The following is a 15,511-nucleotide window of genomic DNA, read 5'->3' as shown; positions in this document are numbered from 1 at the left end:
CTAAACAGCGACGATCCGCAACAGGTCTGAATCAGTGGCCAGGGCGTCCGGAACGACGGGGCGGCCATTCCTTCCGAGCCACCGCGCGGCAGACATGCCATCAGCCACACCCCATCGCCCTGGGCATCCGGGGCACCAACCCCGAACAACATCAACCTTAGGGAACTGCCATGCGCACACCGCTCTCCGGCCTGGGCGTCGCCGCCCTGGCCGCCGTCACCCTCACCGCGCCGGCGCACGCCGAGGGCGCGGTGCTCCACGCGGGCTCGGCCACCGCCGTGCCCGGCAGCTACGTCGTCAAGCTCAAGGACGCCGTCGCGGCCGAGGCGGTGACCGCCCGGCTCGACGGCCGGGTCACCCGCTCGTTCCCCGCGCTGCACGGCTTCGCGGTCACGATGACCGCGAAGCAGGCCCGCCGCCTCGCCGCCGACCCGGCGGTGGAGTACGTCGAGCAGGACCAGGTCGTGCGGGCGCACACCACCCAGCCCAACGCGCCGTTCGGCCTGGACCGGATCGACCAGCGGGCGCTGCCGGTCGACACCGCGTACAGCTACACCTCGACCGGCGCGAACACCCGGGCCTACGTGATCGACACCGGCATCCGGACCACGCACACCGAGTTCTCGGGCCGCACCTGCGCGGGCTACGACGCGATCGACAACGACAGCGTGCCGCAGGACGACAACGGGCACGGCACGGCCGTCGCGTCGCTCATCGTCGGCACCGTGAACGGCGTCGCCAAGCAGGGCCGGGTGTGCGGCGTGCGGGTGCTCAACGGGTCGGGCAGCGGCACGACCGCCGGCGTGATCGCGGGCATCGACTGGGTGGCCCGCAACCACGTCAAGCCGGCCTCGGCCAACCTGAGCCTGGGCGGCGGCGCGTCGACCGCGATGGACGACGCGGTGCGCCGGCTGATCGCCGCGGGCGTCACCGCGTCCGTCACGGCGGGCGGCAGCAACGGCAACGCCGCCAACAACTCGCCCGCCCGCGTGACGGAGGCCCTGACGTCCGGCTCGTCCACCAACGCCGACGTTCGCGCGTCCTTCTCGAACTACGGCGCGGTGGTCGACGTCTACGCCTACGGGACCGGCATCACCGTCGCGTGGAACACCGGCGACACCGCGACGAACACGCTGAGCGGCACGTCCCTGTCCACCGCCTACGTCACCGGCGTGACGCTGCGGTTCCTCCAGCTGAACCCGGGCGCGACGCCGGCCCAGGTGCACGCCGCGGTGGTCGACGAGGCCACGCCGCTGTCCTGGGGCCGGCTGCTGTACTGGTCGCCCACCCGGTGACCTGCCGCCCGGGGGCCGCCGGGTGACGCGCCGCCCGGCAGCCCCCGGCAGCGGACGCGGCCGGTGCCGCGCTACTGCCCGGCGAGCTGCTCCCGGGTGAGGTGGGTCGACGGGGCGAGCTCGTGGCGCATCACGAGCTCGCCCCCGTCCACCTCACCCGTGTCGGTGAACCTGAACGCCGCGTACAGGCCCCGGGCCACCGCGTTGCCCGGCACCACGCTCAGCACCAGCTCCGCCCGACCCTCCGACCGCGCCACGTCGGCGATCGCGGCGAGCCCCCGGCGGCCCAGGCCGCGGCCCTGCGCCCGCCGGTCGATCATGAACCGCACGATGTGCAGCTCCCGCGGCCGCTCGCGTTCCAGCAGCGTGAAGCCGACCAGCCCGGTCTCGCCGACCAGCGCGAGCGGCTGCATCCTCGGGCGGTACACCCACGCGTCCGCGATCGACTTGAGGTTCGTCGCGACGAACGCGCGCTGCTCCTCGTGCACCTCCAGCCCGATGACGGCCTGGTAGTTCTCCTCGGTGACCGGTTCCAGACGCATGTCGGGACGGTAGCGCCGCCGTTGCGCCACCGCTTCCGGAGTGTGGGAACCCGCAGGTCACGCGGTTTATTGACGCAGCAGGTTTAACGTCAATTGTTCACTCTTCCGGATGAACGTTCCAGGTGCCTACCTTGTGACTGTCAGCGAGGGCAAGGTGGCCCACCGTCACCCCCGAGCCCTGCACAGCTCCTCGGGTGCGTCGGGGCCACCGTTCGAAGAACGGAATCCGCATGCGACAGTCACGACAGGTCCGGTTCCTGGCCGGGGTCGGGGCGACGGCGCTCGTCGTCACCGCGTCCTCCCTGTTGGCCGCCCCGGCGCAGGCCGCCGAGGGCGAGATCCGCGCCGCCGACGCCGCCCACAAGGTCCAGAACCACTTCATCGTGAAGCTGAAGGACGGTTCGTCGGCCTCCGCCGAGCGGCTGGCGGGCCAGTACGGCGGCAAGGTCGACACCGTGTTCCGCAGCGCGATCAACGGCTTCGCCGTGTCGCTGCCCGAGGCGGCGGCCAAGCGGCTCGCGGCCAACCCGGCGGTCGAGTACGTCGAGCAGGACCAGGTCTTCACCATCCAGACCACGCAGACCAACCCGCCGTCGTGGGGCATCGACCGGATCGACCAGCGCAACCTGCCGCTGGACTCGTCCTACAGCTACACCTCGACCGGTTCGGGCGTGAACGTCTACGTCATCGACACCGGCGTGCGGATCTCCCACAGCACCTTCGGCGGCCGCGCCCGCAACGGCTACGACGCCGTCCAGAACGACAGCGTCGCGCAGGACGGCAACGGCCACGGCACGCACGTCGCCGGCACCATCGCGGGCAGCCAGTACGGCGTGGCCAAGGGCGCGACCGTCTACGCCGTGCGCGTGCTGAACGACGCCGGCAGCGGCACCACCGCCGACGTCGTCGAGGGCATCGACTGGGTGACCAACAACCACGTCAAGCCGGCCGTGGCCAACATGAGCCTCGGCGGCGGCGTGTCCACCACGATCGACTCGGCCGTGAGCCGCTCGATCTCGGCGGGCGTCACCTACGCCATCGCGGCGGGCAACAGCAACGCCAACGCGTCGAACTACTCGCCGGCCCGCGTGGCCGCCGCCATCACGGTCGGCGCGACCACCAACACCGACGCCCGCGCCAGCTACTCGAACTACGGTTCGGTGCTGGACATCTTCGCGCCGGGCTCCTCGATCACCTCGTCGTGGAACACCAGCGACACCGCCACCAACACCATCAGCGGCACCTCGATGGCGACCCCGCACGTCGCCGGCGCGGCGGCCCGCTACCTGCAGAACAACCGGTCGGCGACGCCGGCCCAGGTGTCGAGCTACCTGGTCGGCCAGGCCACGCCCAGCGTGGTCGGCAGCCCCGGCAGCGGTTCCCCGAACCGCCTGCTGTACCTGGCGCCCAGCGCCTGATCGCACCGCGCGCACACCGGAGCCGTCCCCCGGCAGGGGGGCGGCTCCGGCCGTTCACCAGGGGCGGCGCGCCGCCGCGGGGAAACCTGGTGGCGTCGCCCACCACGCCGTTGGCTAGCCTTGACGACCAGTCGTCGGTCGAGCCGACCCCCAGAAGACCCGAACACCGAGGAGAGCAGTTCCCGTGATGCGCACGCACGAGGCCGGGAAGCTCCGCGCCGAGCACGCCGGGCAGTCCGTCACCCTGACCGGGTGGGTGGCCCGCAGGCGCGATCACGGTGGGGTGATCTTCATCGACTTCCGGGACGCCTCCGGCGTGGCGCAGGTCGTCTTCCGCGAGGGCGAGATGGCCGAACGCGCGCACAAGCTGCGCTCGGAGTTCGTGATCAAGGTCGTCGGCGACGTGACCCGCCGCCCCGAGGGCAGCGAGAACCCCGACCTGCCCACCGGTGACATCGAGGTCTACGCCACCGAGCTGGAGGTCCTCAACGAGTCCGCGCCGCTGCCCTTCCAGCTCGACGAGCACCTGGAGGTCGGCGAGGAGGCCCGGCTGCGGCACCGCTACCTCGACCTGCGCCGCAGCGGCCCGGCCAAGGCGATGCGACTGCGCAGCGAGGCCAACCGGATCGCCCGCGAGGTGCTGCACGCCGAGGACTTCGTGGAGGTCGAGACCCCCACGCTGACCCGCTCCACCCCCGAGGGCGCGCGCGACTTCCTGGTGCCGGCGCGGCTGCGCCCCGGCTCCTGGTACGCCCTGCCGCAGTCGCCGCAGCTGTTCAAGCAGCTGCTCATGGTCGGCGGCCTGGAGCGGTACTACCAGATCGCCCGCTGCTACCGCGACGAGGACTTCCGCGCCGACCGGCAGCCCGAGTTCACCCAGCTCGACATCGAGATGAGCTTCGTCGAGCAGGACGACGTGATCGAGCTCGGCGAGAAGATCATCTCCGCGCTGTGGCGGGGGTTGGCCGACCACGAGATCGCCCGGCCGTTCCGCCGCATCTCCTACGCCGAGGCGATGGCGAAGTACGGCACGGACAAGCCGGACCTGCGCTTCGACCTCGAGCTGACCGAGCTGACCGAGTACTTCAAGGACACGCCGTTCCGCGTGTTCCAGGCGCCGTACGTGGGCGCGGTCGTCATGCCCGGCGGCGCGTCCCAGCCCCGCCGCACGCTCGACGCGTGGCAGGAGTGGGCCAAGCAGCGCGGCGCGAAGGGCCTCGCGTACGTGCTGGTGCAGGAGGACGGCACGCTCGGCGGCCCGGTCGCCAAGAACCTGTCCGACGCCGAGCGCGACGGGCTGGCCAAGGCCGTCGGCGCGAACCCCGGCGACTGCGTGTTCTTCGGCGCGGGCGACCCGGACGGCGCGCGGGCGCTGCTCGGCGCGGCCCGGGTCGAGATCGCGCACCGGGTCGGCCTGGTCGACCCGAACGCCTGGTCGTTCGTGTGGGTCGTGGACTTCCCGATGTTCGAGGCGGTCGACAAGATCGGCGACGACGTCGCCGTCGGCAGCGGCAAGTGGACCGCGCTGCACCACGCGTTCACCTCGCCGACGCCCGAGTGGATCGACCGGTTCGAGGAGGACCCGGGCCACGCCCTGGCCTACGCCTACGACATCGTCTGCAACGGCAACGAGATCGGCGGCGGGTCGATCCGTATCCACCGCGCCGACGTGCAGCAGCGCGCGTTCCAGGTCATGGGCATCACGCCCGAGGAGGCGCAGGAGAAGTTCGGCTTCCTGCTCGACGCCTTCAAGTACGGCGCGCCGCCGCACGGCGGCATCGCGTTCGGCTGGGACCGCATCGCCATGCTGCTCGGCGGGTACGACTCGATCCGCGAGGTCATCGCGTTCCCCAAGAGCGGTGGCGGCTACGACCCGCTGACCGCCGCGCCCGCGCCGATCACCCCCCAGCAGCGCAAGGAGGCGGGCGTCGACTTCAAGCCCGCGCCGGAGAAGGCCGGCCAGTAGCGCCGTGCTGCACCTGCGGGCCATCTGCCCGGCCGGGCGCGCGGACGGGGTCCTGGCCGCGCTGCGCGAGCACGCCGGCGTCACGCACGTCGTCGTGCTGCGCGGCGCGGCCGTCGAACCGGCAGGCGACGTGGTCGAGGCCGACGTCGCCCGGGAGGCCGCCGACGCGGTGGTGGCCTCCCTGTGCGAGCTGGGCGTGGACCGGGACGGCGGCATCACGCTCGCGCAGGTCGACACCGCCCTGTCCGACGCGGCCGACCGCGCCGAGGAGGCCGCGCCCGGCGACGGCGCGGACGCCGTGGTGTGGGAGGAGCTGCTGGCCCGCACCGGCGAGGAGTCCCGGCTCAACGCCACGTTCCTGGCGTTCCTGACCATCGCGTGCCTGCTCGCGGCGGTCGGCGTGGTGACGAACTCGCCGATCACGATCGTCGGTGCGATGGTGGTGGGTCCGGAGTTCGGCCCGCTGGCCGCCTTCGCGGTGGGCCTGGTGCTGCGGCGGTGGGACCTCGTCGGCCGCGCCGCGCTGGCGCTGGCGGTCGGCTTCCCGGTGGCCATGGCGATCACCGCGGGTGCGGCGTTCGCGGGGTCGTTCACCGGGCTGTTCAACCGCGACATGGTGCTGTCCGCGCACGAGGTCGACTTCGTGTTCCAGGTCGGGCCGTTCTCGTTGATCGTGGCGCTCCTCGCCGGCGCGGCCGGGATGCTGTCGATGACGTCCGCCAAGTCCGCCGCGCTCGTCGGCGTGTTCATTTCGGTCACCACCGTGCCCGCCGCCGGCTTCGCCGCGGTCGCCGCCGTTCTCGGTGAGTGGGACATATGCCTCCAGTCGGTTGCGCAGTTGGCGGTGAACCTCACCGGGGTCGTGATGGCGGCGGCGCTGGTCCTGGCGCTGCGCAACCGCCGCGGCGCGGTCCGCGACCTGGGACGACCCCTCGCCGGCGGTTGACCGCGGGCCGTTTTCCACAAAAGGTGGAGCAGGGCGGCCCGTGAGCACTACCGTCACGGTGCCCGGACGGGTTCTGTCAGGACGGTCGGCACCGGGAGTAGGGTCGGAGGGGATGAGCTTGGAGATCACCGCCGGCCCGCAGGACATCGACGACGCCGCCCCCTCGGAGCTGGACGACGCGGTGGCGGCGGCCCAGTCGGTGTTGAGCAAGAGGTTCGGCGCACCGGTCCGGCTGGCCGACCCCGAGGACCTCGGGGGAGCGGGCCGGTCCGTGGTCGCGCGCGTCCGGGTGGCCCACACCCCGTTCTCCCTGCCCCGCACGCTGGTGGTCAAGCGCTACCCGTCGCCGGTCGCCGACCGCGACCCGTTCGCGCACGAGGTGGTGAGCCACAAGCTGCTCACCGCGCTGCCGTCCGAGGAACGCCTCACCCCCGAGCTGGTGGCGCAGGACAACGCCAAGCGGCTGGTCGTGCTGGAGGACCTCGGCAAGGCGCCGCGGTTGGCCGAGAAGCTGCTCGGTTCCGACGCGCGGGCCGCCGAGCGCGGGCTGCTGTCGTGGGCGCACGCGATGGGCCGGCTGCACGCGACGACCGCCGGGCGGGACGCGGACTTCGACGCGCTGATGCGCCGGCAGGGCTCGCAGTGCTGCGCCGACCCGATCGTGGTGGACGTGCACACCGCGTTGGCGGGGCTGCCCGGGCTGCTCGTTGAATCGTTGGAAGTCGACACGCCCGAGTCCGTGCGCGGGTACGCCGAGCAGGCCGTGCGGGGGTTCGTGACGTCGCGGCGCAGGGCGTTCAGCCCGTCCACGTCGTGCCCGGACAACCACCTCGTGACCAGCAAGGGCGTGCGGTTCCTCGACTTCGAGGGCGGGTGCGTGCGCGACATCGTGCTGGACGCGGCGTGCCTGCGGGTGCCGTTCCCGTCGTGCTGGTGCGCCTACGGGCTGCCCGCCGGCATGTCGGAGGCGATGATCGCGGCGTGGCGGGCCGAGGTGTCGTCGGTGTGGCCGGAGCTGGACGACGACGCCGTGTTCCTGCCGCGCCTGCTGGAGGCGCAACTGCTGTGGGTGTGGCTCGGCACGTGGCGCGGGCTGCCGGGCCTGGACTCCGCCCTGCCGTCCGGCCACCGGCCGCTGGACTCGCCGCCCAGGGTCGTCGTGCTGACCGCCCGGTGGGTCCGGCTGCGGGCCGACGCGCTGGCCGCGGGCGTCGACCACGTGGCCGCGCACGCCGACGCGGTGATCGCCGCGCTGGTGGCGAGGTACGGCGCGCGGGCCGCGCAACTCCCGCTGTACCCGGCTTTCCGGTAGCGGTCGGCTGGTGGTTCCCGGGACGTCCCCGGCCCGTCACGTGCCCGCGCGATCGTCTCCGCGTGACCAAGACGGTGCGCAGCCTGGTGGTCCTCGGTGACTCGACGACGGTGGGCGTGGGCGATCCCGTGCCCGGCGGGTGGCGGGGCGTCGGCCCGCTGCTCGCCGCCGCCTTCCCGCGCGCCCGGTACCTGAACGTCTCGTTCACGGGGGCGCGGGTGGCTTCGGTGCGGTACGAGCAGCTGCCGAGGGCGCTGGGAGCGCGACCGGACGCGGCCGTGGTCCTCGTCGGCATGAACGACACGCTCCGCTCCGACTTCGACGCCCGCCGGCTGCACGTCGACCTCGACGCGGTCGTGCAGGCGCTCGTGGCGGCCGGCTCCGCGGTCGTCACGGTCCGGTTCCACGACCACAGCCGGGTGTTCCGCCTGCCGGGGGCGTTGCGACGCGCGCTGCGGGCCCGCATCGAGGAGCTGAACGGCATCGTCGACGCGGTCGTGCGGCGGCACGGCGTCGAGTGCGTCGACCTCGACCTGCTGGACGGGGCCTACTCGCCCGCCACCTGGGCGGTGGACCGGTTGCACCCGTCGGAGCTGGGGCACCGGCGGCTGGCGGCGGCGTTCGCCGAGCGGTTGGCGCGGGCCGGGTGCGAGGTGCCCGGCCACGTGTCGCTGACCTGCACGGGCGGGCTCGCCACCACGCCGCTGCACCACCTCGGCTGGCTGGTGGTGAAGGGCATCCCGTGGCTGTGGCGGCGGGGCCGCGACCTCGTCCCGTACGCGGCCACGATCGTGTACCGCTCCTGGGCGGGCCGCCCCGAACCGGTCCGCTACGTCGCGACCGAGGCGGTGGTCGCGCCGACCACCGCCTCGCCGGGCCTGGGTCAGCCGAGCCTGTAGACCGTGGTCCCGCCGACCGTCGTGGCCGGGAAGTTCGCCGCGACCCACTCGCCGATGTCGCCCTCCCCGCGCATGCCGCCGGTGACGAAGTAGCCGACCCGCCCGTCCGCCACGTACCGCTGGAACTCCTCCAGCGTCGGCGCGGGGTCACCGCCGCTCCACCCGCCGATCCCGATCACGGCCTTGCCCGAGGCCAGCGACAGCTCCGCCGCGCCCTGCGCGCTCACCGTCGCCGCGGCCCACGTGCCGGTGGTCCGCCGCAACAGCTCGACCACCTCGTCGGACGCCTGGCCCATCGGCCCGCGCCCGCCGCCCCCGTCCACCGAGTAGGAGGCGGGGCCGGACATCGGGATGGACCCGGAGTGCGGGGTGGCGGCGGTCGCCACGCCGAACGCCGCCGTCGCCAGCGCCGAGGTGACCAGCGCCGGCACGGCCACCCGCCGCACGCCCATCACGACCGCCGTGGCCACCAGCACGGTCACCGCCGCCACGACCCAGCGCAGCGCGGGCAGCCACTCGCCGAACCGCTGGAGCAGCGCGAAACCCCAGAACCCGGCCGCCGCCACCACCGCCGCCAGCGCGACCCGCGCCGCGAGGTGCCTGCGGCCGCGCCACAGCTCCCGACCGGTGATGGCGACGAGCGCGGCCACGCCCGGCGCGACCGCCACGGTGTAGTAGGGGTGCGTGATGCCGCTCATGAGGCTGAACACGACCCCGTTGCCCAGCACCCAGAGCCCCCACATCACCAGCGCCGCGCGGGTGCGGTCGGTGCGCGGCAGCCGGCGGGTGAACCACAGCCCCGCCACCAGCCCGACCAGCGCGGCCGGGAGCAGCCACGAGATCTCGGCGCCCATGCTCGCCCCGAACAGCCGCCCGATGCCGGTCTCGCCGCCGAACCCGAGGTTGCCGCCACCGCCCGCGCCGCCGCCGGCGACACCGCCGAAGATGCGGCCCAGCCCGTTGTAGCCGACGGCCAGCTCCCACAGCGAGTCGTTCGACGACCCGCCGATGTAGGGCCGGGAGTCCTTCGGCCACACCTCGACCAGCGCGATGAACCACCCGGCGGACGCGGCCACCGCCAGGCCCGCGCCGAGCAGGTGCAGCAAGCGCCTGGGCAGCGTGGTCGGCGCGGCCAGCAGGTAGGCGGCGGTGAACGCGGGCAGCACCAGGAACGCCTGCCCCATCTTGGCCAGGAACGCGAACCCGATCGCCACGCCCGCCAGCGCGAGCCACCACCCCGACCCCTTCTCCACCGCCCGCACGGTGCAGTAGGCGGCGGCGACCATCAGCAGCACCAGCAACGAGTCGGGCAGGTTGAACCGGAACACCAGCACGGCCACGGGCGTGATCGCGAGCGCCGCGCCCGCGATCAACCCGGCCACCGCGCCGGACGTGCGCTTCACCGCGGCGTACAACAACCACACCGCCAGCACGCCCTCGACCGCCTGCGGGGCCAGCGCGGTCCAGCTGGAGAACCCGAAGACCCGCGCGAACAACCCGCTCACCCACAGCGCGGCGGGCGGCTTGTCCACGGTGATCACGCCACCGGCGTCCAGGCCGCCGAACAGCCACGCCGTCCAGCTCTGCGCGCCGGCCTGGGTGGCGGCGGCGTAGTACCCGTTGCCCCAGCCGGACGCGGTGATGTCCCACAGGTAGAGCACCGCCGTGCCGGCCAGCAGCACGACGAGCGCGGGCGTGGTCCAGCTCCGGCGCGGCGGTGGCGCGGCCGCGGTCGGTGCGGGGGCCGTCAGGGTTGCGGTGGTCATGGCAGCGGTCCCTACGGTCGGCGGTGTGGTCATGACGTGGCCCGGCGCGGGCGGAAGACCCAGTTGCGCAGCAACAGGAACCGCAGCACGGTGGCCAGGAGGTTGGCCCCGACGACGGCGGCCAGCTCGGCCGTCCCGCCGGGTGCGGTGAACGAGTGCAGCGCGGCGAGCGAGCCGCTGGTCAGCGCGAGGCCGAGGCCGAACACGAGCAGGCCCTCGAACTGGTGGCGGCCCGCGCCGCGCCGACCCCGCACGCCGAAGGTGAACCGGCGGTTGGCCGCGGTGTTGGCGATCGCGGTGACCAGCAGCGCCACCAGGTTCGCGCCCTGCGCGCCCAGGCCGCCGCGCAGCGCCACGAACAGCAGCAGGTACGCGAGCGTGCTGATCACGCCGACCGCGCCGAACCGGACGAGCTGGCGGAACAACCCGGCCGGCACGCCCGGGGTCCGCGGCTCCAGCGGTTGCCTGCCCAGCTGCCCGCGCAGCTCGCCGATCGGGATGCGGCCGGTCGCCAGGCCGCGGGCCACGCGCGCCACGCCCTTCAGGTCCGCGACCGCGGTCGACACGACGTCCACCCGGCTGTCCGGGTCGTCCACCCAGTCCACCGGCACCTCGTGGATGCGCGCGCCGGCGCGTTCGGCGAGCACCAGCAGCTCGGTGTCGAAGAACCACCCGGTGTCCTCGACGTGCGGCAGCAGCCGGTGGGCGACGTCGGCCCGGATCGCCTTGAACCCGCACTGCGCGTCGGTGAACCGGGTGGCGAGCGCGCCGTGCAGGATCAGGTTGTAGCAGCGGGAGATGAACTCGCGCTTCGGCCCGCGCACCACCCGGGCCCCGCGCGCGAGCCTGCTGCCGATCGCCAGGTCCGAGTGGCCGGAGATCAGCGAGGCCACCAGCGGCGCGAGGGCGGCCAGGTCGGTGGACAGGTCCACGTCCATGTAGGCCAGCACGGCGGCGTCCGACGCGCCCCACACGGCCTTGAGCGCCCGGCCGCGGCCCTTCTCCGCCAGGTGCACCGCGGTCACCGCGGGCAGTTCGCGGACCAGTTCCTCGGCGACGGCACGGGTGCCGTCGGTGCTCGCGTTGTCGGCGATGGTGATCCGGAACGGGTAGGGGAACGTCCCCGCCAGGTCGGCGTGCAGCTTGCGCACGCAGGGCGCGAGGTCGCGCTCCTCGTTGTGCACGGGCACCACCACGTCGAGCACGGTGGTCGTCGTGATCGTGGTCATGAGGTCACCCTCGGGCGCCGGGCTGGGCGGTTCGTGTGTCATCGCTGTGCGCCGGCTGTGAGGTCGTAGACGTCGACGCCGTCCACGGTCGTGGCGGTGAACGCGTCCGCCACCCACTCGGCGATCCGCTGGGCGGCGTCGCTGCCGGTCTCGGCGGGCATGAGCGCGCCGCCGAGGAAGTAGTGCACGCGCCCGTCGCGGACCAGCTCCCGGAAGCGCTCCAGCGTGGGCGCGGGATCGGTGCCGTTGAACCCGCCGACGGCCATCACGGGCTCGCCGCTGCCGAGCTGGTAGCCGGCCGCGTTGTTCGACCCGACGGCCGCCGCCGCCCAGGTGAAGCCGTCGCCGTCGCGCAGCAGCGCCACCAGGTCCGCTCCGGGCGTCGGCGCGTCGAGCAGGCCGCCCATGCCGCCCATGCCGCCGCCGCGGAAGGTGGTGGACCCGCCGCCCGGTCCCCGGAACACCGCGCCACCCGGCGCGTTCCCCCACGCCGGTCCCGCGCTGGGGATCGCGCCGGAGTGCGGTGTCGCGGCGGTGGCCACGGAGTACGCGCCCGGTCCGAGCAGCGCGGCGACCACGGCGACCGGCACCACCGCGGCGGCGGGCGCGACGGCGGCCAGGAACAGCCCCACCGCGCCGACCAGGCCGAGGACCAGCACGACCGCGGCCAGCGCCGCGGACCAGTCGAGCAGCAGCAGGTAGCACTGGAGCGCGGTCACGGCCAGCGCACCCGACAGCGCCGCCGCGGCGACGGGCTCCTGCCTCCTGCGCCACAGCGCCACCGCGCCGATCCCGATCAGCGCGCCGATCGCGGGTGCGAGCGCCACGGTGTAGTAGGCGTGGATGATCCCGTTCATGAAGCTGAACACCGCGGCCGTGACGACCAGCCAGCCGCCCCACAGCGCGAGCCCGACCCGTTCGCCCGCGCGGGCCGCCCACCACCCGGCGACCAGCAGCACCAGCGCCGTCGGCAGCAGCCAGGCGATCTGACCGCCCATCTCGTCGCCGAGCAGCCGGCTCCAGCCGCCCGAACCCCACCCGCCGCCGCCCACGCTGCCGACCTCGTCGCCGGTCAGCCGGCCGAGCCCGTTGTAGCCCAGGGCCAGCTCCAGCACGCTGTCGGTCTGCGAACCGCCGATGTAGGGCCGCGACCCCGGAGGCACCAGCTCCACCGCCAGCACCCACCAGCCGCCGGCGACGACGACCGCGCCGAGCGCCGCGCCGAGGTGCCACACCTTGCGCCCGACCGCCGCCGGCGCGAACACCAGGTACACCAGGCCGAACGCCGGCAGCACCAGGAACGCCTGGAGCATCTTGGCCAGGAACGCGAACCCCACCGCCGCACCGGCGAGCACCAGCCACCGCGCGGAGGCCCGCTCGGTGGCCCGGACCGCGGCGTACGCGCCGGCGACCAGCAGCAGCACCATCAGCGCGTCGGGGTTGTTGAACCGGAACATCAGCACGGCCACCGGCGTGAGCGCCAGCACCGCGCCCGCGATCAACCCGGCCGCCTCGCCGGCCGTGCGCCTGACGGTGGCGTGCAGCAGCCACACGCTCGCCACGCCCATCAACGCCTGCGGCACCAGGATGCTCCAGGCGTTCACGCCGAACAGCCGCGCCGACAGGCCCATCACCCAGGTCGCGGCCGGCGTCTTGTCCACGGTGATCGCGCCCGCCGGGTCGGTCGCGCCGAAGAACCACGCGCGCCAGCTCTGGGCACCCGCCTGGGCGGCGGCGGAGTAGTAGGCGTTGGCCCAACCGGAGTCGCCCAGCCGCCACAGGTACAGCACCGCCGTGCCGGCCAGCAACAGCAACAGGGGTAGTCGCGCTCGCATGCGGTCGAGCCTGTCGGCGGACCCTGGGCGGTCCTTGTGCCGCGCCTGTGAGCCGGCTGTGCGCGGTCCCGCGGCGGGATCAGCGCGGCAGGTGGACGGTGAACGTGGTGCGGCCCGGCCGGCTCGCCAGCCGCACCGACCCGTCGTGCGAGGCGACGACGGCGGCCACGATCGACAGCCCCAGCCCGGTGCTGCCCGCCGCCCGCGAGCGCGAGGTGTCGCCCCGGCTGAACCGCTCGAACACCTCGCCCTGCAACCCCGCCGGGATGCCGGGTCCGTCGTCGCTCACCGCGAACCGCGCCCCGCCCTCCACAGTGGACAAGGTGGTGGTGACCGTGGTGCCCGGCGGCGTGTGGGTGCGCGCGTTGGACAGCAGGTTCGCCAGCACCTGGTGCAGCTTGTGCCCGTCACCGGTCACCCACACGGCGTCCGGCGGCAGCTCCAGCCGCCACTCGTGGTCCGGCCCGGCGATCCGGGCGTCGCTCACCGTGTCGACCACCAGCCGGGACAGGTCGACCGGCTCCCGCGCCAGGGGACGGCCCGCGTCCAGCCGGGCCAGCAGCAGCAGGTCCTCGACCAGCGACGTCATCCGCACCGCCTCGGACTCGACCCGGCGCATCGCGTGCCCGATCTGCTCGGGCACCTCGTCGGACGTGCGGCGGGTCAGCTCGGCGTAGCCGCGGATCGCGGCCAGCGGGGTGCGCAGCTCGTGGCTCGCGTCGGCGACGAACTGCCGGACCCTGGTCTCGCTCTCGTGCCGGGCCGCCAACGCGCCGCCGACGTGCCCGATCATCCGGTTCAGCGCGAGACCGACCTGGCCGACCTCGGTGTCGGGGTCGGCGTACTCGTCGGGCACCCGTTCGGCCAGCGCCACCTCGCCCTGGTGCAGCGGCAGCTCGGCGACCCGGCTCGCGGTCGCGGCCACCCGTTCCAGCGGGCGCAGCGTGCGGCGCACGATGAGCGCACCGGCCAGGCTCACCGCGACCAGCCCGGCCAGCGCCACGCCGCCGACGACCCACGCCATCCGCGTCACCGTGGCGTCCACGTCGGCCATCGGCAGGCCGGTGATGAACTTCGACGCGTTCGGTGCGGTCGTCGCGACCATCCGGTAGTCGCCCAGGTCGTCGCCCAGCCGGATCGTGTGGGGCCTGCCGTCCGCGGGCACCGACTGGACCCGGTCCGCCACCTCGGGCGAGAGCATCGTGCGGTCGAGGCTGCCCGGGTTGATCAGCTCGCCGCTCGTGCCGGCGCCGTGCTCGATCACCACCAGCGTGCCGGGCCCGAACCCCGGCCCGTCCAACGGGTTGTGGACCACGCCCGGCGGTGGCCGCGGGGCGTTCTGCCGCACCTTGGCGGCCGTGTCGAACAGCTCGCTGTCCAGCCGGGCCACCAGGGTGTCGCGCAGCGCGAACCCGGTGGCCACGCCGATGATCGCGCAGACCACGGCCAGCAGGACCACCTGGGCGACCACCAGCCTGGTCCGCAGCGGCCACGCGCCGCGGCCCGGCGGGCGGTCAGGACGAGGGCTTGAGGACATAGCCCGCGCCCCGCATGGTGTGGATCATGGGCGTGCGGCCCGCGTCGATCTTCTTGCGCAGGTAGGAGATGTACAGCTCCACGATGTTGGCCTGGCCGCCGAAGTCGTAGCTCCACACCCGGTCCAGGATCTGCGCCTTCGACAGCACCCGCCTGGGGTTGCGCATCAGGAACCGCAGCAGCTCGAACTCGGTCGCGGTGAGGTCGATCGCCGCACCGCCGCGGCGCACCTCGCGCGTGTCCTCGTCCAGCACCAGGTCGCCCACCACCAGCTCGGTGCCCGCGCTCGCCTCGGTCACGCCGGTGCGGCGCAGCAGGCCGCGCAGCCGCAGCACGACCTCCTCCAGGCTGAACGGCTTGGTCACGTAGTCGTCCCCGCCCGCGGTGAGCCCGGCGATCCGGTCCTCCACCGCGTCCTTCGCGGTCAGGAACAGCACCGGCAGGGCCGGCAGGTCCGCGCGCAGCCGGCGCAGCACCTCCAGCCCGTCGAAGTCGGGCAGCATCACGTCCAGCACCACCACGTCCGGCCGGAACTCGCGGGCGGTCCGCACGGCGGACGTGCCGTCCAGCGCGGTGCGCACCTCCCAGCGCTCCATGCGCAACGCCATGGACATCAGCTCGGCCAGGGTGGACTCGTCGTCGACCACGAGGACCCGCACCGGACTGCCGTCCGGGCGGCGCAGTTCCGGGGAGTTCCCCGAAGCGGACACTGGGCGCATGCTCCCATCGTGAACCCGGCCCTTGAGCCGGACCTGTGCCGATCCTGT

The 15,511-nt window shown here is 73.9% G+C and carries 12 protein-coding genes; 6 read left to right on the top strand and 6 right to left on the bottom strand.

Annotated features, from left to right (window positions below; all coding sequences use genetic code 11):
• The first annotated feature begins 170 nt into the window (after positions 1 to 170).
• Positions 171 to 1,295, top strand: coding sequence for a S8 family peptidase (locus ACIGNX_RS19540; protein ID WP_396541920.1), 1,125 nt, complete (start codon positions 171 to 173; stop codon positions 1,293 to 1,295).
• A 71-nt stretch (positions 1,296 to 1,366) separates the two neighbouring features.
• On the opposite strand, the gene ACIGNX_RS19535 is transcribed toward ACIGNX_RS19540, so the two are convergent.
• The gene (locus ACIGNX_RS19535; protein WP_396541918.1) at positions 1,367 to 1,837 is read right to left on the bottom strand and encodes a GNAT family N-acetyltransferase; all 471 of its coding nucleotides are present in this window, start codon (positions 1,835 to 1,837) and stop codon (positions 1,367 to 1,369) included.
• Positions 1,838 to 2,067: 230 nt separating this feature from the next.
• On the opposite strand from ACIGNX_RS19535, the gene ACIGNX_RS19530 reads away from it, so the two are divergent.
• The 5 genes from ACIGNX_RS19530 to ACIGNX_RS19510 all read left to right on the top strand — a co-directional run bounded on the left by ACIGNX_RS19530 (position 2,068) and on the right by ACIGNX_RS19510 (position 8,378).
• Positions 2,068 to 3,255 carry a S8 family peptidase gene (locus ACIGNX_RS19530; RefSeq protein ID WP_396541916.1) on the top strand — a complete coding sequence of 396 codons (1,188 nt, stop codon included), beginning with the start codon at positions 2,068 to 2,070 and terminating at the stop codon, positions 3,253 to 3,255.
• Positions 3,256 to 3,439: 184 nt separating this feature from the next.
• On the top strand, positions 3,440 to 5,221 hold the full coding sequence (aspS, locus tag ACIGNX_RS19525) for an aspartate--tRNA ligase (RefSeq protein WP_396541914.1): 1,782 nt from the start codon (positions 3,440 to 3,442) through the stop codon (positions 5,219 to 5,221).
• Positions 5,222 to 5,225: 4 nt separating this feature from the next.
• A complete protein-coding gene (locus tag ACIGNX_RS19520) occupies positions 5,226 to 6,167 on the top strand; it encodes a DUF389 domain-containing protein (RefSeq protein WP_396541912.1) in 942 nt (313 codons plus the stop codon).
• Between the two features lie 112 nt (positions 6,168 to 6,279).
• Positions 6,280 to 7,479, top strand: a complete 1,200-nt coding sequence (locus ACIGNX_RS19515; protein WP_396541910.1) for a hypothetical protein — start codon at positions 6,280 to 6,282, stop codon at positions 7,477 to 7,479.
• Between the two features lie 62 nt (positions 7,480 to 7,541).
• Positions 7,542 to 8,378: an SGNH/GDSL hydrolase family protein gene (locus ACIGNX_RS19510; RefSeq protein ID WP_396541908.1), complete on the top strand. Its 837-nt coding sequence runs from the start codon at positions 7,542 to 7,544 to the stop codon at positions 8,376 to 8,378.
• Here the strand turns inward: ACIGNX_RS19510 and ACIGNX_RS19505 are convergent.
• The 5 genes from ACIGNX_RS19505 to ACIGNX_RS19485 form a co-directional block, all read right to left on the bottom strand.
• Positions 8,363 to 10,144 carry an ArnT family glycosyltransferase gene (locus ACIGNX_RS19505; RefSeq protein WP_396541906.1) on the bottom strand — a complete coding sequence of 594 codons (1,782 nt, stop codon included), beginning with the start codon at positions 10,142 to 10,144 and terminating at the stop codon, positions 8,363 to 8,365. The genes ACIGNX_RS19510 and ACIGNX_RS19505 overlap by 16 nt on opposite strands.
• Before the next feature lie 29 nt (positions 10,145 to 10,173).
• Positions 10,174 to 11,373 (bottom strand): glycosyltransferase, encoded by a 1,200-nt coding sequence (locus ACIGNX_RS19500; protein WP_396541904.1) that lies wholly within the window; start codon positions 11,371 to 11,373, stop codon positions 10,174 to 10,176.
• Between the two features lie 38 nt (positions 11,374 to 11,411).
• Positions 11,412 to 13,208: a glycosyltransferase family 39 protein gene (locus ACIGNX_RS19495; protein ID WP_396541902.1), complete on the bottom strand. Its 1,797-nt coding sequence runs from the start codon at positions 13,206 to 13,208 to the stop codon at positions 11,412 to 11,414.
• A gap of 79 nt (positions 13,209 to 13,287) precedes the next feature.
• Positions 13,288 to 14,745 carry a sensor histidine kinase gene (locus ACIGNX_RS19490; RefSeq protein ID WP_396541900.1) on the bottom strand — a complete coding sequence of 486 codons (1,458 nt, stop codon included), beginning with the start codon at positions 14,743 to 14,745 and terminating at the stop codon, positions 13,288 to 13,290.
• Complete coding sequence (locus tag ACIGNX_RS19485; protein ID WP_396541898.1) at positions 14,723 to 15,463, bottom strand: response regulator transcription factor; 741 nt, start codon at positions 15,461 to 15,463, stop codon at positions 14,723 to 14,725. The genes ACIGNX_RS19490 and ACIGNX_RS19485 overlap by 23 nt, the downstream gene beginning before the upstream one ends.
• Positions 15,464 to 15,511: the final 48 nt, after the last annotated feature.

This window comes from Actinosynnema sp. NPDC053489 (assembly GCF_044544865.1).
Lineage (GTDB): Bacteria > Actinomycetota > Actinomycetes > Mycobacteriales > Pseudonocardiaceae > Actinosynnema.
This window is presented reverse-complemented; position numbering and strand designations above follow the sequence as displayed.

Excerpts from the sequence above, each read along its gene's own strand:
- ACIGNX_RS19540 (WP_396541920.1), top strand. The coding sequence starts at position 171 with ATGCGCACACCGCTCTCCGGCCTGGGCGTCGCCGCCCTGGCCGCCGTC.
- ACIGNX_RS19535 (WP_396541918.1), bottom strand. The coding sequence starts at position 1,837 with ATGCGTCTGGAACCGGTCACCGAGGAGAACTACCAGGCCGTCATCGGG.
- ACIGNX_RS19530 (WP_396541916.1), top strand. The coding sequence starts at position 2,068 with ATGCGACAGTCACGACAGGTCCGGTTCCTGGCCGGGGTCGGGGCGACG.
- ACIGNX_RS19515 (WP_396541910.1), top strand. The coding sequence starts at position 6,280 with ATGAGCTTGGAGATCACCGCCGGCCCGCAGGACATCGACGACGCCGCC.
- ACIGNX_RS19505 (WP_396541906.1), bottom strand. The coding sequence starts at position 10,144 with ATGACCACCGCAACCCTGACGGCCCCCGCACCGACCGCGGCCGCGCCA.
- ACIGNX_RS19500 (WP_396541904.1), bottom strand. The coding sequence starts at position 11,373 with ATGACCACGATCACGACGACCACCGTGCTCGACGTGGTGGTGCCCGTG.
- ACIGNX_RS19495 (WP_396541902.1), bottom strand. The coding sequence starts at position 13,208 with ATGCGAGCGCGACTACCCCTGTTGCTGTTGCTGGCCGGCACGGCGGTG.
- ACIGNX_RS19490 (WP_396541900.1), bottom strand. The coding sequence starts at position 14,745 with ATGTCCTCAAGCCCTCGTCCTGACCGCCCGCCGGGCCGCGGCGCGTGG.
- ACIGNX_RS19485 (WP_396541898.1), bottom strand. The coding sequence starts at position 15,463 with ATGCGCCCAGTGTCCGCTTCGGGGAACTCCCCGGAACTGCGCCGCCCG.